Source organism: Gammaproteobacteria bacterium, from assembly GCA_019911805.1.
In the GTDB taxonomy this organism is placed as follows: Bacteria; Pseudomonadota; Gammaproteobacteria; order Thiohalobacterales; family Thiohalobacteraceae; genus JAHJQQ01.
This window is the reverse complement of sequence record JAIOJV010000112.1, coordinates 1-14,940: the sequence shown is the minus strand read 5'-3', so window position 1 is coordinate 14,940 and position 14,940 is coordinate 1. Positions and strand designations below refer to the sequence as shown.

12 protein-coding genes are annotated in these 14,940 nt (G+C 64.5%); all 12 read right to left on the bottom strand.

Annotated elements, in window-relative coordinates:
- Positions 1 to 30: 30 nt before the first annotated feature.
- The 12 genes from fliE to flgJ all read right to left on the bottom strand — a co-directional run bounded on the left by fliE (position 31) and on the right by flgJ (position 14,864).
- Complete coding sequence (fliE, locus tag K8I04_14235; protein MBZ0072872.1) at positions 31 to 354, bottom strand: flagellar hook-basal body complex protein FliE; 324 nt, start codon at positions 352 to 354, stop codon at positions 31 to 33.
- 145 nt (positions 355 to 499) lie between these two features.
- Complete coding sequence (locus K8I04_14230; GenBank protein MBZ0072871.1) at positions 500 to 1,882, bottom strand: sigma-54 dependent transcriptional regulator; 1,383 nt, start codon at positions 1,880 to 1,882, stop codon at positions 500 to 502.
- 10 nt (positions 1,883 to 1,892) lie between these two features.
- Positions 1,893 to 2,828: a HAMP domain-containing histidine kinase gene (locus tag K8I04_14225; protein MBZ0072870.1), complete on the bottom strand. Its 936-nt coding sequence runs from the start codon at positions 2,826 to 2,828 to the stop codon at positions 1,893 to 1,895.
- 272 nt (positions 2,829 to 3,100) lie between these two features.
- Positions 3,101 to 4,534: a sigma-54 dependent transcriptional regulator gene (locus tag K8I04_14220; GenBank protein MBZ0072869.1), complete on the bottom strand. Its 1,434-nt coding sequence runs from the start codon at positions 4,532 to 4,534 to the stop codon at positions 3,101 to 3,103.
- A gap of 632 nt (positions 4,535 to 5,166) precedes the next feature.
- Positions 5,167 to 5,508, bottom strand: a complete 342-nt coding sequence (locus tag K8I04_14215; protein MBZ0072868.1) for a flagellar protein FliT — start codon at positions 5,506 to 5,508, stop codon at positions 5,167 to 5,169.
- Positions 5,495 to 5,929, bottom strand: a complete 435-nt coding sequence (gene fliS / locus K8I04_14210; GenBank protein ID MBZ0072867.1) for a flagellar export chaperone FliS — start codon at positions 5,927 to 5,929, stop codon at positions 5,495 to 5,497. The genes K8I04_14215 and fliS overlap by 14 nt, the downstream gene beginning before the upstream one ends.
- Before the next feature lie 284 nt (positions 5,930 to 6,213).
- Complete coding sequence (fliD, locus tag K8I04_14205) at positions 6,214 to 8,247, bottom strand: flagellar filament capping protein FliD (GenBank protein MBZ0072866.1); 2,034 nt, start codon at positions 8,245 to 8,247, stop codon at positions 6,214 to 6,216.
- A 316-nt stretch (positions 8,248 to 8,563) separates the two neighbouring features.
- Positions 8,564 to 8,971, bottom strand: a complete 408-nt coding sequence (locus tag K8I04_14200) for a flagellar protein FlaG (protein MBZ0072865.1) — start codon at positions 8,969 to 8,971, stop codon at positions 8,564 to 8,566.
- A gap of 106 nt (positions 8,972 to 9,077) precedes the next feature.
- Positions 9,078 to 10,535, bottom strand: a complete 1,458-nt coding sequence (locus K8I04_14195) for a flagellin (GenBank protein ID MBZ0072864.1) — start codon at positions 10,533 to 10,535, stop codon at positions 9,078 to 9,080.
- A 395-nt stretch (positions 10,536 to 10,930) separates the two neighbouring features.
- Complete coding sequence (flgL, locus tag K8I04_14190) at positions 10,931 to 11,836, bottom strand: flagellar hook-associated protein FlgL (protein ID MBZ0072863.1); 906 nt, start codon at positions 11,834 to 11,836, stop codon at positions 10,931 to 10,933.
- A gap of 5 nt (positions 11,837 to 11,841) precedes the next feature.
- Positions 11,842 to 13,788, bottom strand: a complete 1,947-nt coding sequence (gene flgK, locus K8I04_14185; GenBank protein ID MBZ0072862.1) for a flagellar hook-associated protein FlgK — start codon at positions 13,786 to 13,788, stop codon at positions 11,842 to 11,844.
- A gap of 2 nt (positions 13,789 to 13,790) precedes the next feature.
- Positions 13,791 to 14,864, bottom strand: a complete 1,074-nt coding sequence (flgJ, locus tag K8I04_14180) for a flagellar assembly peptidoglycan hydrolase FlgJ (GenBank protein ID MBZ0072861.1) — start codon at positions 14,862 to 14,864, stop codon at positions 13,791 to 13,793.
- Positions 14,865 to 14,940 lie beyond the last annotated feature (76 nt).

The window sequence follows — 14,940 nt, the reverse complement described above, 5'->3', positions numbered from 1 at the left end:
CGCCCACCACCTTGCCTCTCGTATCTCCTGTCATACAGGCATGTTCATGACATCCTGATACGCCTGCACCAGCTTGTTGCGCACCTCGGTTATGGCCTGAAACGACAGGCTCGCCTTCTGTGTGGCGATCATCACCTGCGTGAGGTCGGTGTTGGGATCTCCCCGCGTGAAGGACTCCACCAGCGTTTTTGACGTAGCCTGCGCGCCGTTGACCTGATCGAGCGACTGCCTGAGCAGTGCGGAGAAGTCCGCGCCCTGGGGGTTCTCGGCAGGCCGGGACGTGTTGCCGGTCTGCGCCGCCGCGGCCATCGCCCGCATCTGGGTCATGATTTGATTCACATCGATATCGGCCATCTCGTCGTGCTCCGTGTATCAGTGTCCCGCCGGCGCCCGTATCGGCACCGGTACTGTTCGCCGCGCCCGCATCCGCTGGGACGGAGTCGCTATGCAGATTTCACACCACACATACTTCATCCTGAAAACTCGCTTCAGCCCCGGGTCAGCCGGGCAGGGCAATGCCGGCCTCGCGCATGCGCGCCAGCTTGTAGCGCAGCGTGCGCGGGCTGATGCCGAGACGTTCCGCCGCCGTCTTACGGCTGCCGTTGCCGGCCGCCAGCGCCTCCAGGATCAACTCCTGTTCGCGACTGCGCAGATCCCGATCCAAGCCCTCGGCTTCAGGCCCGGATTCGGACCCGGATTCGGACCCGGGGGCCTGGGCCGGCGTGTCCCACGGCGTCGTGGCAATGGAAAGCTCACCGCCACAGACCTCGAAGTGCAGATCCACTGTCTCGATGCAATCACCGGACATGAGGATGATGGCGCGCTGCAGAACGTTCTCCAGCTCACGCACATTGCCCGGCCAGGGATGTGTGAGCAGCCGCTGCTCGGCATTGGGGCAGAGCAGCGGCAGCGGCCGGCCGGATGGGCAATGCTTCTCGATCAACCGCTGCGCGATGGGCAGGATATCGCGCCGGCGCTCCCGCAACGGCGCGATGCGCAGCGGCAGCACATTGAGACGGTAGAACAGATCCTCGCGGAAACGGCCGGCGGCCACTTCGTCGCGCAGATTACGGTTGGTGGTGGCGATGACCCGCACGTCCAGGGCAATGACTGTGCGCCCACCCAGGCGCTCGACCTCGCGTTCCTGCAATACGCGCAGCAGTTTTGCCTGCAGCGCCAGGTCCATTTCGGAGATCTCGTCGAGCAGCAGAGTGCCGCCCTGGGCCTGCTCGAACTTGCCTGCATGGGCCTGGTACGCACCGGTGAAGGCGCCCTTCTCGTAACCGAACAGCATCGCCTCCAGCATATTCTCGGGAATGGCGGCGCAATTGATGGCGACGAACGGTCCTTTGGCCCGCTGCGACCGGGCGTGGATATGCTGCGCCAGCACCTCTTTGCCGGTACCGGACTCACCGGCAATCATCACGGTCGCATCGGTCCTGGCCACGCGGTTGGTGACCGCCAGCAGCTCACGGCTGCGGCGGTCCTCGGCGACCATACCTGTATCCTCGTCAGGTGCAGTCGGCAGATAGCGGTTCACCATATCGACCAGCACAGCGGCCGCAAATGGCTTCAGCAGATAGTCCGATGCACCACTGCGCATGGCATCGACGGCCTTCTGCACCGTACCGTAGGCCGTCATCAGCACCACCGGCAGATCCGGATGACGGCTGCGGATGCGCTTGAGCAGGGCATGTCCGTCCATGTTCGGCATCTGCACGTCGCTGACCACCATGCCGATGGACGCGTGCTCCAGAGTCTCGAGGGCTGCATGACCGTCCATGGCCACCGCGACCGCGTAACCGGCGAGTTCCAGCGTGTCGCACAGTGCTTCACGCAGGCTCGGGTCATCTTCAACGATCAGGACGCTAGCTGGGTTCATGCGGGATTCCTCAGTTGACGCCGCAGACCGCACTACCGGGTGCGGCCGCATTGAGATAGCGCGACCGGCCGCCACTGGGCAGGGCCGTGGCCGCGGCATTGGGAAACTGGATGATGAATTCGGTGCCTCCACCCGCCGGGGTCTGCACTGCGATGCGCCCCTGATGCGCGCGCACCGTCTCCTTCACGACCGCCAGACCAAGGCCGGTGCCACCGCTGCGGGTGGTAAAGAACGGCTCGAAGATGCGCTCCCGCAAGCCTGCGGGGATACCAGGCCCATGGTCGCGCAGCCGGATCTCCACCAGTCCGGTGCCGGTGAGTCGTGCCTGCAGCTCCAGTACCGGCGTGGTAGTGCTGGCCTGCAGGGCATTGACCACCAGATTGCCGAGTGCACCGAGCACGGCATCGCGGTTTCCGCAGAGGCTGGCATCGGCCGCCTGGTTGCATACCTGCCAGTGGGCACCGGCCTGCTGCAGTTGCTCTTCGACACTACGCTGCAAGGCATCGCACAATTCGCCCACGGTGAAGTGCTCGTCGTCGACCTGCCCACCGCGCGCGAAGGACAACATATCGTTGACCAGCCGCTCCAGGTGCTGCAGCCGCTCCAGCAGTCGCCCGGAAAACCGTGCACGATCGCCGGCCGGCAATTCGTCCTTGGCGAGATGCGCCGCGTACAACATGGCCGCCGACAGTGGCGTGCGGATCTGGTGCGCCAGGCCTGCCGCCATCTCCCCCAATGCACCGAGGCGCTGCTGGCGGTCGAGCACCCCCTGCACGGCATCGGTCTCGGCCGGCTGATGCGGGTGCCCGGCACGTGCCCGGACCAGCTCGGTCGTCAGCACGGCGACCCGCCCCTCAAGCGCCCGATACGCATGCTCGAGCTGTCGCGACCGCTGGTTGAACGCGTCGAATGCATCGACCAGTACTTGGCTGGGAGAGGGATTCATGGGCTGCCGGGACTCCACTGCGACTGTGACTGTGGATGGCAAAAGCAACAAGCGTGCCTGTACACCAGAATGCTTTTCTATCAGTTACTTAGAAAGCCAAATCTCTGGGGTCGTCAAATTGACGACGCCTCCCTGCCCCTGATTGACCGCGCGCCGCCCCACCCGGCCACTGCCGGGCGTGGCGTACGGGCAAAAAAAACCCGGGACGGGCCCGGGATCATTCGAAGAACATCTTTGTTTTTAGTAGGTTGAAACTCCTGTTTGCAGGCCCGTCAAAGTCCCGCCGCCTCACCACGCTGCAGACCATATTTACGCAGCTTCTCCACCAGCGTGGTACGCCGCATACCCAGGCGCTTGGCGGCATGCGCCACCACACCGCCGGCATCGTCCAGGGCCTGCTTGATATAGGTGACTTCCAGGTGGCTCAGGTGCACCTTCAGGTCGAGCCCGCCGCGGGGCAGGCGTGGCTCATCGAAATCCAGTGGTTGCGGATCGATCACCAGATCCTCACTGAGTTTCGGATTGGGGACCACTCCCTCTTCCAGCTGAAATTTCTCCGGCAAGTCGCCGATGTCCACCACTCCGAAGGGATGCAGGATCGCCATCCGTTCAATCAGGTTGGCCAGCTCGCGTACATTGCCCGGCCACGGGTAATGACACAGGACCATGACGGCCGCCGAGGTCAGGCGCACCGAGCCGCGCTTTTCGTGCTCGATGCGGCGGATGAGTTCGTTGATCAGCATGGGGATGTCTTCGGCGCGTTCCCGCAGCGGCGGCATCTCGATGGGGAATACGTTCAGACGGTAGAACAGGTCCTCGCGGAACTTGCCCTCCTTGATGGCGTCCTCGAGATCGCGGTGGGTGGCCGCGACCACGCGCACGTTGGCCTCAATGCTCTTGTTGCTGCCGACACGCTCGAAGGTGCGCTCCTGCAGCACCCGCAGCAGCTTGACCTGCATGGCCAGGCTCATGTCACCGATCTCATCCAGGAACAAGGTGCCACCCTCGGCCATCTCGAAACGCCCCTGGCGCGCACTGATGGCACCGGTGAAGGCACCCTTCTCGTGGCCGAACAGTTCCGATTCGAGCAGGTCAGCCGGGATCGCACCGCAATTGATCGGCACGAAGGCCTTATCACGGCGCGCGGAGTTGTAGTGCAGATTACGGGCGACGACCTCTTTGCCGGTGCCGGATTCGCCCAGGATCAGCACATTCGCGTCCGAGTCGGCAACCTGTTGGATATGTTTGCGCACCTGCTGGATGGCGCGGCTGCTGCCGACCAGGCTGCGGAACAGATCGACCGGACGCTGGCGACCGGCTCCCTGATGGGCCTCACGATAGACCTCGGCCTGGTGCAGCGCATTGGTGACCTGACTGTAGCGCGGCGGCAGTTCGATGCGGCCGAGGATGCACGAACCGGCATCGATCTGCACCGTAGGCTCCTTACCCTTGTGTGCCAACAGGAAGACCGGCAGGTGCGGGTCGAGGTCGTGTATCTCCTTGAGCAGCTTTTCCAGTGCCTTGTCGGACTTGCACTGGCCGATCATGATGGCGATGAACTCGCCAGGCTCTTCTATCGCATCCCGCCAGCGATTGCAGTCAGTGACCAGCACCGGGCCACAATCGATGAAGTTCAGTACCGCGGTGAGTTCGTTGCCGCGCTCGGCATCCGCCTCGATGACCAGCACCTTGCCGTCGAAAGACATAGTTCTCCCTCCAGGGTCGCAGGCAACCAGGGTTGTTGCCTGATACCGGACAGGAGGTGGCTTCTGCTGGCACACCGGACACTGCCCGGATCACATGATCGTGTTCTAGTAAAGCACTGAAAAAAATAAATGTCAAAAACCCGACGTCAATTTAGCGGTTTCTAATATATGAGCGCAAGTGCTTGATAAGGACGGGGCCACATAGAAGGGTCTGGGGAGGGGTATGTCCGGAAGGCGCCATACCGCCGTCAGGCTGCAGTGCAGCTACAAACTATCACGGCAAACAGACCGTGTCGGCAAGGCCGGGAACCGGCGGGGGCGGGATGTATGCGGGTGAAATTGAGAAACCATTTGCCACGGAAAAACACAGACAAGCTCATAGACCTCACACTCGACATCCCACAGCACCTGCCACGTACTGCGGCAGCACTTCATGACGCGGTTTCATTTCGATGTCTTCCGTGTACTTCCGTGCGTTTCCGTGGCCAATGTAGTTCTTGGGTGTATGGGACAGCAGTGGCTCATTGTATAAAGCCGGGAAACCAAACTGCGGAGGATGACTCTGGGTTTACAAGTTGAATTTCTTTCCGTGTCGTTCCGTGTGCTTCCGTGGCAAGCGCGCTTTCCAGTTCTTAACGCCGATGCTGTCCGTAGGCCCGTACCGCGTTCCGGCCATGCCCCATCTCGCGCAGCTGGCCACCGAGTTCGTCCCGGTGCTGCTGCGCGAGCTGGATGACCTCCCGGTCGGCGGCCAGGATCTCGGTGAGCAGGGCCTCGTATGTACCCGCCCCGTGCGGGGCCAGTGCAGTGCACACGGCCTGTAACACCGGCCGGCGCTCATGCTCGACGACCGCTACGGCCTCCCAGTCACCGGCCCGCGCGCGGGCCAGCAGGTCCCGCGTGAGTCCGTGCAGGCGGGTGCAGTCGTCCGGCAGTATCGCCAGCACGGTGGTGGTCGTTTCAGACACTGGCATGGGTCTCGCGTGGTGCCTGCGGCGTGCTCACCTGCTCGCCGATCGCATCCCAGGCCTCCTTGATCTGACCGAGCAGGCTCGTCACCTCGTCGAGAATCGCCGGGTCATTGCGCAGATTGGTCTCGATCAGGCGTCGAACCATATAGTCGTAGAGGTCTTCGAGATTCTGCGCCAACGGGCCGCCGGCCTCTTTGTCCAGGCTGATACGCAGGCCATCGATGATGGAGATCGCCCAAGTGATGTGTTTCGCCTTCTCGCCCAGCCGGCCCTGTTGCATGAAGCTGTGCGCCAGACGGATCTTCTCCAGCGCACCGTCGAGCAACATCTGGATGAGCCGATGCGGACTCGCGGTGGCGATCTGGGTGCTGGCACTCAGGTGCTTGTACTGCTGCAACGCCGCGCGCGCATTGGCGTAATTCATGGTTCGTTCTCCCCTACCTGCTGGTTACTGGGTACATCTGTGGTACGCCGACCCCGACGGGTTCGAGCGGCCGCACCCGTCTCGACTCGAAGGGCGCTTGCTTACACCGATGCTTTAGAAAAATGGCCACGGAAACACACGGAATGACACGGAAACCAAACGGTGGCTATGGATCCCAGGTTTATACATTGCGTTCTTTCCGTGTATTTCCGTGGCCAAGCAGGGTGTACGTACATGCCATGAGGTCTCGACTCTGATCCATAGCGGCGCGGTACGGAGCGACTTCAGCGTTTTTTCGTCCCACCGATGGTCGGCAGATTCTCCAGCTGCTGTTCCAGATAACTGCCGGTCGCCTTCAGCTGTCCGACCAGAAGATCCATGGCGGTGAACTCCGCCCGCAGCCGCGCCTCCAGGGCATCCATGCGACGGGCCAGGGTCTCGCGCTGCCCGTCGATATCGCCGATCCGCGACTCGATACCGGCGATCCGGCCATTGATCGAGCTGTCGTCGGCCAGCATGTCGATGACGAGGTTGTTCAGCCGGTCACCGACGCCACGTGAAAAGGACAGGCTGCCCAGCATGCCGATCCCGGTACCCGATACCTCGGTACGCAGCCCCTGCGCCGCGCCCGTACCGATCAGGGTACGGCCGGAGCCGGTCGCCGGGACACCGCCGATGCTGCCGGCGACATCCTCACCCGTGACACCCGCGCCCGTGTTCAATCCCAGGGTGGCAGCGCTGCTGCTGTCCATACCCGTGATCTCGACGCTCGAGGCGCTGCCGTAGCGGGTCGAGCCGATCACGAAGCGATTGGTATCGGTATCGAACGCTACGTTCACCGCCACCCCGGCGGCGCGCAGATTGGCATCGCCGTTGATGCGGGTCTGCAGTTCGGCGGCGAGCTGCGCACCCGTATAGGTCCCGTGCGTCAGCGTCAGCGGGGCGGTGCTGACACCATCAATGCGCAGCGAGAGGTTGTCGTTGGCCGCATCGACCGCGATCGAGCCGCCGTAACCGAAGGCACTGCCCGTATAGCTCCCCTGGGTGGCCTGGCGGGTGACCTCGACCGCGTAGTCGCCCGGCTGGGTCGTCGCACTCGCGCCGGCATAACGCAGATTCGTGCTGGTGCTGCTGCCGCTGACCGAGAACAGGCGCCCGACGGCCTCCGGGTCGCGCGCCAGCGCGGCATCGAGCCGCGCTGCATCGATGGTCAGCGTACCGTCCCGCGCAGTGGTCACGCCGATATCCGCCAGCGCACCGAACGGCCCGTTCAGACCCGGCATCTCCTGATTGAGGGTGGCGCGAATGTTATTGACCAGCCCGCGCAGTGCGGCATCGCCGGTCAGCGCACCCCCTTTACGGGTCGTGGGGTCGTAGCTGGAGACGTCCTTCACCGCGGTCAGCAGCTCGTTGTAGCCGGTGACGAAACTCTGCACAGCGTCGCGGGTCGCGCCGGTGTCGCGGGCGATGTCGAGGTTCACCACCTGGCCGGCGCTGAGCTGCTTGAGATCGAGGGTGACGCCGCCGATGGCCCCGCTGACGCTGTTGCTGGCGCTGGTCACCGCCAGGCCGTTGATGCCGAGCCGCGCATCCTGGGCCGCGACCGTCTGTTCCAGGTTGGTCGCGCTCGCGTTGAAGGCCAGCCGCGACAGCCCGTTCAGGTCGGTGTGATCGCCATCGGCGTCGTTCACCTCGATCTGCAGGCTGTTGGCGGCGCCGGAATCGACGGCGCTCAGGGTCAGGCGGTACTGGCTGCCGTCGTAGATGATTCCCGCGTGCACGCCGAGGTCAGCGGCATTGATGGCATCACGCAGACCGGAAAGGGTGTTGTTGGACGAATCCACCGTGAGCGTGCGGGTGGCCGTATTCGGATTGAGGGTGAAGCCGTTGTAGGTGTCGGTCCCGGTATCGTAGTCGGTGGTGCCGGACCTGAACGTCAGGGTGCCGCTGCCGATGACGGCGTTGAGGTCGTCTACACCGTTCATGACCAGGGTGTGCGTCTGGGCCAGGGCATCGACACTGATCCGATAATTGCCGGCCGCGGCGGTGCTGCCGGCCCGCGCTCCCAGGATGCCCGGGTCGCTGCTGGTGGCGGTGAGGGTATCGAAGGTACTCGCCCGGCTCAGTGGGCTGAGGGTCGTGCGGAACTGCTCGAGGGCACTCTTGACACCGCCGTAGGCGGAGATCTCGGCCTGGTAGCGGCTCTCGCGGTTGGCGAGGCGCAACTCGGCGGGCTCGCGTTCGGCGGCGACGAGTTTATCGACCAGACCGTTGATATCGAGCCCGGAGCCGACGCCCGGTGCCATGATTGAAGCCATGTCTGCCTCCCCTCTCTTGTCAAACCGGATCAGTCAGGGGTGTCTGCGATCGGGTGTGAATGGCACTTACTTAAAACCCTTTTTTTGGGCCACGGAAACACACGGAACAACACGGAAAGAGGCTTTTTGTATAAAGCCCAGAAACCCAACCACGGCTGGGGATCCTGGGTTTGCAGCGTAAATTCTTTTCCGTGTTGTTCCGTGTGGTTCCGTGGCCAAGAAGGGGTTTAAGTAAGTAGCATTCGAATCTGAAATCTGGAATGCCATGTGTGCCCGCAGCCTCAGGCGGGAAAATGCAAGATCAGGGCCAGCCGCTTCAGACCCGTGCCTCCAGCAACAGGCCATCGACCTGCTTGTCGTCCAGTTGGCGCAGGTGGCGGGCCAGGGCCAGCACCTCCTCGGCCGGGATCTGGCGCACAACCTCCTGGGTATCCCCATCCACGACCGTGATGACGGTACGGCCGAGGGCCTCGTCGACGTTGAATTGGAGTTCACGACGCACTGTCTGCACATAGCTGTCGATGTCTTTCACGGCCTGGGCAAGCTCTTCGCTGTGGTCGGATGGATCCGCGGCGCTGGTGCCGACGGAAGGCGGCGGTGTGCCGCCCATGGCCGGCGTTTGCCGGTCCGCTGCCAGTGTGCCGCGCTCGATGGCCACCCGCGGCGGTACCGGCAACAGGCCGATAGTCGGGGGGGTGAGCGGGCTGGTCGGAAGACTGCTCATGGCGGATCACCTCGCGGCCGGATGGGCCTCTGGGCAGGTGCCGTCAGTACGGGTGGTGGGCGACCGGTGCCCGGGGCTCTCCCCGGGCACCGGCAGTCCCGATCCCTTACTGCAGCAGCGACAGGGCCAGCTGCGGCAGGCTGTTGGCCTGTGACACCATGGCCACGCCGGCCTGCTGCAGAATCTGCGCGCGGGTCATCGCGGCGGTCTCGGCCGCAAAGTCCGCATCCATGATCCGGCTGCGTGCCGCCGAGAGGTTCTCGGAGGTGATGCCGATGTTGCTGACCACCGCGTCGAAGCGGTTCTGCAGGGCACCGAGGTCGGCGCGGGAGCCGTTGATCTCGGTCAGGGCGCTGTCGACCACCTGCATGGCGATCTGGGCACCGTCGGCGGTGGAGATGTCGATCTGCGACACGACATAGCTGTTGGTGGTCGCGGAACCGGCGGCCGTCGGGGCGAAGTTGGCCTGCACGGCCGTGGCGGCCTGCCCGCTGAACGTGATACCCTGCGAGCTGGTGCTGTTGATGGTGACGGCACCGTAAGAGGTTTGCGATACCGCGTTGCCTACGCTGCCCATACCATTGACGGTGGTGGTGAAGCCGCCCGCAGAAGCACCCGTACCGAGAGTCTCAATGACCTCGATATTGGCACCCGTCGAATTGGTGAAGGCCAGATCACCACCTGCGGCCGTTCCACTGACAGTGATTCCAGCAGCAGTCAACGCCGCGCTGGCAGTTCCTATCGCTGTATCCACATTGGCTGCGGTGACGCCAGCAGCCACACCACTCATGACATCCACACCACCCACAGACAGGCTATAGACCCCACCAGCGGTCGTGGTGAAAGCACCCAGACTACCCGTGGCGGTAGCAGCGGCCGTCGCGCTCACGCCTTCGATGTTCGCCGCATTGATCGAACCCGCGATGGCGGAGGCATCTCGGCTGGTATCCGCGACGGCCACGCCGTTGATGCTCATGCCGGAGAGGCCACCCGCTACTCCAGTAGTACCGCCACCGGTCGTGACCTGGGCATAGCTGCTGATATCCGTCGCACCCAGCACCGACGTCGTGGCGTTGGCGATGGAGGCGATGGACACGGTCTGATTGGCGTTGGCGCCGACCTGGAAATCCTGGTTGGTAAAGCTGCCGTCGAGCAGGGTCACGCCGTTGAACGAGGTCGTCTGGGCGACACGGTTGATCTCCTGTTTCAGCTGATCGACCTCCGTCTGCAGGGCGGCGCGGTCGGAGGCGCTGTTGGTGGCGTTGGCCGACTGCACCGACAGCTCGCGCATGCGCTGCAGCATGTCGGTGACGCCACCCAGGGCACCCTCGGCGGTCTGCGCCAGGGAGACACCGTCGTTGGCGTTGCGGGCCGCCTGGTTGAGGCCGCGGATCTGGGTGGTGAAGCGCTCGGAGATGGCCAGGCCGGCGGCGTCGTCCTTGGCGCTGTTGATGCGCAGGCCCGAGGACAGGCGCTCCAGCGAGGTGTTCAGGGAGCTCTGCGAGCTGCCCAGGTGACGCTGCGAATTCAGTGATGCGATGTTGCTGTTGATGACAAGTGCCATGAGTGCTCTCCTTGATCCCGCGCCTTGCTGTGCAGGGCCGGGATACAGGTTTTATACATGGCGGATATACCTCGTCCCGATGGGTAAGATATTCACCGCCTCCGGACACGCTAGCGGCGCCGGCGGGGCGATCTTTAAGGCGGTCGTGCGATTATTTTACGGGCCGCTGTGCGTGATGGATGGCCACAGAGGGACACGAAGGCAAACGAACGTACACGATGGCCACGGAAACACACGGAAGTACACGGAATGCAAAACCCGCCGCCGCCCCACCTTCCGTGTTCTTCCGTGTGCTTCCGTGGCCAAAATGGGTTTTCAGGATAAAACGTCTTCCGTGTGTTCCGTGGCAAAAAGGGGTTTGCCCGTGCCTTCCGTGGCGAATGGGTGGGCGGTGCCTACAGATAATCGAACAGCGACAGGTTCTGCACCCGCACGAAGGCCTGCTGCGCCGACTGGAGTACCAGCTCCTGCCGGCTGAGGTCGATGGAGGCCTGGATGATGTCCAGGTCCTGTACCTGGGAGCGGGTCGTCTCCAGCTGCAGGGCGTAGGCGCTGTTGACCTGTTCCTCCCGATCGAGCGCATTGAGACGCGCGCCGATGTTGGTGCGCGCGCTCAGCAGCCTGTCCTGCGCCTTGTCGATCTCGGTGAGCCGTACCGGGTCCGGGGTGTTGGTCTCGAGGTCCGTCGCGAGGCCATTCAGGGTGGTGAAGATATCCTGATAGCCACTGCCGTCGGCATTCTCGATCTTCATGAAGACATCGAAACCGGAGTCGCCCATGGCGAGGGTGCGTGACGGACCGACCTGGATCTGGCGCTGTCCCTGATCACCGTGGAAGCTGACGGTACCGGCCCCATCGTCGCTGAAGGGCCGCACACGGGCCTGCGATCCGGCGAAGATGTACTCGCCGCTCTCATCCTGGGTATTCGCCAGGCCCAGGATATGATCCATGAGCTGACGCACCTCCTGCGCCATGGTCTGCCGATCGGCCGCGCTGTAGGTGGCGTTGTTGCCCTGTACGGCCAGCTCGCGGGCACGCTGCAGGGCGTCATCCACGGCGGTCAGGGTGGTCTCTTCGCGCTGCAGGCCGGTTGCGACCGTCCTGGCATTGGTCTGGTACTGGGCCGTGATGGCGATGGACTCGCTCAGGCCCAGCACCTGGGCCGCCGCCGTCGGGTCTTCCGCCGGGGAGTTGAAGCGTTTGCCCGAGGACAGCTGCAGTTGCGTCTTGTACAGCTGCGTCTGCTGATCGAGCATGGCGTCGAGCCCGCCCTGGAAGATCTGGGTGGTGGCGATCCGCATGGTGATTACCTCCGCACCGCGTTCAAGAGGGTCTGGAACATCGAATCGGCCACGGTCACGACCTGGGCCATGGCCTGATAGGCCTGCTGGAAGCGCAGCAGATTGGCCGCCTCCTCGTCCAGATTGACGCCGGAGACCGACGCCCGGTCCGACACAGCCTGGCGCTGCAGGGCCTGCTGCGCGGTATGGCCGATCTCGGCCTGGCGGGTGCGGGTGCCGACGTCGGAGATCATCTGGGCATAGGCACCTTGGAAGTTGGTGGTACCGTCCTCGACGGTGAGTGCCGTCTGCAACCCGGCCAGGGCCAGGGCGTTGGTGTTGTCGCCGGTGCCGTTGGTGTTCGTACCGAGGGTGAAGGCATCGCCATCGGCGGGTGTGCCGCTGACGGTGAAGTTCACGCCGCTGATGCTGAAGCTGTCACCGCTGTCAGTGAGCGGATCGTAGGCGAAGCTGCCGGTGGTGGGCACACCGTCGATGGTGCCTGTGTAGCTGAACGTGCCGGCGTTGTAGCTGACATCGATATCCACGGCCGCCGCACTGAAGCCACTGTCCACGCCGGTGAAGCGCAGGGTGCCGTCACCCGTATTGACCGGCAGGCCGGTGACTGTGGTCGCCTCGCCGATGCGCACTGGCGCCGCGGCGGCGATGGCGCGCACGTTGCCGACCGCCAGGCCGATGTCGCCACCGGCATCGCGGCTGGGCCGGATCTGAAAGCGGTCGCCGGCGGCCGGGGTCAGACCATCCACGACGATACGCAGACCATCGGCGACATAGGGATTGGCCGCCGACCCGTCGCCGATCGTCAGGGCCACGGCATTGCCGTCAGTATCGGCCAGACTCCAATTGCTGCCATCGGAGCGCAGGATGTAGTCCTTGCTCGTCAGCTGGGCGATGGTGTCCGGGTCGTAACTGACTGCCAGCGTGCCGCTGCCCGTGTTCCCATCGTGGGCGCTCCAGCCGGGGGTGCCGAGGTTGAAGAAGGTGCCGCCGAGTGCACCGTCCAGGTCCATACCCTGGGCATGCCGGGCGTTGAACTCCGTGCCCAGCGCCACGGCCACCCGGCCGAGGCCGTTCTGCGCCGGATCGAGCACCTCGTCCCGTACGCGCAGCAGGCCGCCGAGCTTGCCGCCGGAGAGGGCGTCGGTGATGGCCACCGTGCTCCCGCCGACGCTGTAGACGATCTCCTTCTCGGTCGCATCGAAGCCGTTGCCGGCCACGTTCAAGGTCGCCGCGGTCCCGCCCGTGACCAGCGCCTGGCCCTTGCCGACGAACACATTGATCGAACCATCATCCTGCGCCAGGGTGGTGACCGACACCAATCCGGAAAGCTCCTCGAGCAGTTGATCGCGCCGGTCCAGCAGGTCATTTGGCGGCTGACCACCGGCCCGGCCGGTGGCGACGACGATGTCCTTGTTGATGTCGGCGATGGCGCGCGACAGGCCGTTGATCTCGGCGGTGACCGTCCCGAGTTGATCGTTGACCTCCTTGCGCAGGTCACCGACCTGGGCGTCCAGGTACTGGAAACGGGTGGTGAGCGATTCCGCCTCGGACAGCATGAGCTGGCGTGCCGGGATGGAGGCCGGGTCGTTGGCGACGCCCTGGGCGGCATTGAAGAAGGTTTCCAGGGAGGCGTTCAGGCCGGCATCGGCATCACCGAGCAGGTCGGCGACCCGTCCGGAGAATTGCGCGAAGGTCTGCATATCACCGACCGAGGCCGTTGAGGTACGTACGCGGTCGGTCAGGAACTGGTCGTAGACCCGGCGCACGCTGTCCACCTGCACGCCGCTGCCGACGTACCCGGTGCCACTCAGATGCGGCGGCCGGGTGGACAGATCGACGCGCTGCCGGCTGTAGCCGGGGGTGTTGGCGTTGGCGATGTTGTGACTGGCGGTGCTCAGCGCCCGCTGATAGGCCTGCAGGCCCGAAGTCGCCGTACCGAAGATGTCGGCCATGATCAGAACTCTCCGCCGCGGGCTGCCGCGGTGTCAGCAGATTCCAGGAATGTCGGGGGGGATGCCTGGGTATTGAGCGTGACAACCGCCTCCGCGGGCTTAGCGGCCGACGCGGTGTGAGATTGAGCTGCCCCCACTGCCGCCTGGAAATCGTCCTGGCTGAAGATACGCATGATCTTGGCAGCATAGTCCGGATCGGTCGCATAGCCGGCCTGCTGCAATTCCCCCAGATAGCGGGCCGCATCACCGGCCGTCAGGGCGTCCCGGTAGCGTGGATTGGTGGCGATGAACTCGGCATAGTCCGCGATGCTCTCCGCCGGCGAGGCATAGGCGCGGAAGCTGGCCTGCTCGCGCTGCAGTGTGCCGTCGCGGAATTCCAGTGTCCGCGCCCCGGCCTGCGGCCCCGACCAGCGGCCGTCGGCCTTGATCCCGAACAGGTTGTGGCTGCTGCGGCCATCGGGGTGCTGCACGATCTGCTGTCCCCAGCCGGTCTCCAGCGCCGCCTGCGCGATGATGGCGCGCGGGTCCACACCGAGGCGCTGCGCGGCCTGCTCGGCGTGCGGCCACAACTCGGCAACGAACGCCTCGCGCGAGGCCGGCCGCCAGTCCTGTCCGGTGTGCGTGTCCCGGGTGGCAAGGGTGGGTCGAGTCGCCTTCGACCCCTGAACCCCATGAGCCTCAGGGGTCGGCGTCGTTGATGGCCGCCGCGGCGCCACCCGACTGGCAAAGGGATCGGCATTCGACTGGGTAGGATTGTCAGCCACAGCGGCACCGCCAAGCTGGCGCACGAGCACGTCGGCCAGACCCAGGCCCTGGCCCTGGGAGAGCTCCACGGCGATCTGCTGATCGAACATGCCCTGATAGAACCGGCTCTGCTCGCTGTCGAAGGCCCCGTCGCCGAGGCTCGCGGCACGCATATTCTTCAGCATCATCTGCACGAACAGCGCCTCGAACTGCCCGGCGACCGCGCGCAAGGTCTCCGGCGACTGCTCGGTGCCCCCGGCGCGGGCCTGGGCGCGCAGTTGCGCCAGGCCCTGCGGATCGGCGTAGAAGGTCGAGTCGAGGCTTGTGGTCATAGCTTCCTCAGTACCATGCGGACAGATGGGTGGGGCGTAGCGGAACGCGTCCTACGGAATCCCGACCCCCGAATCC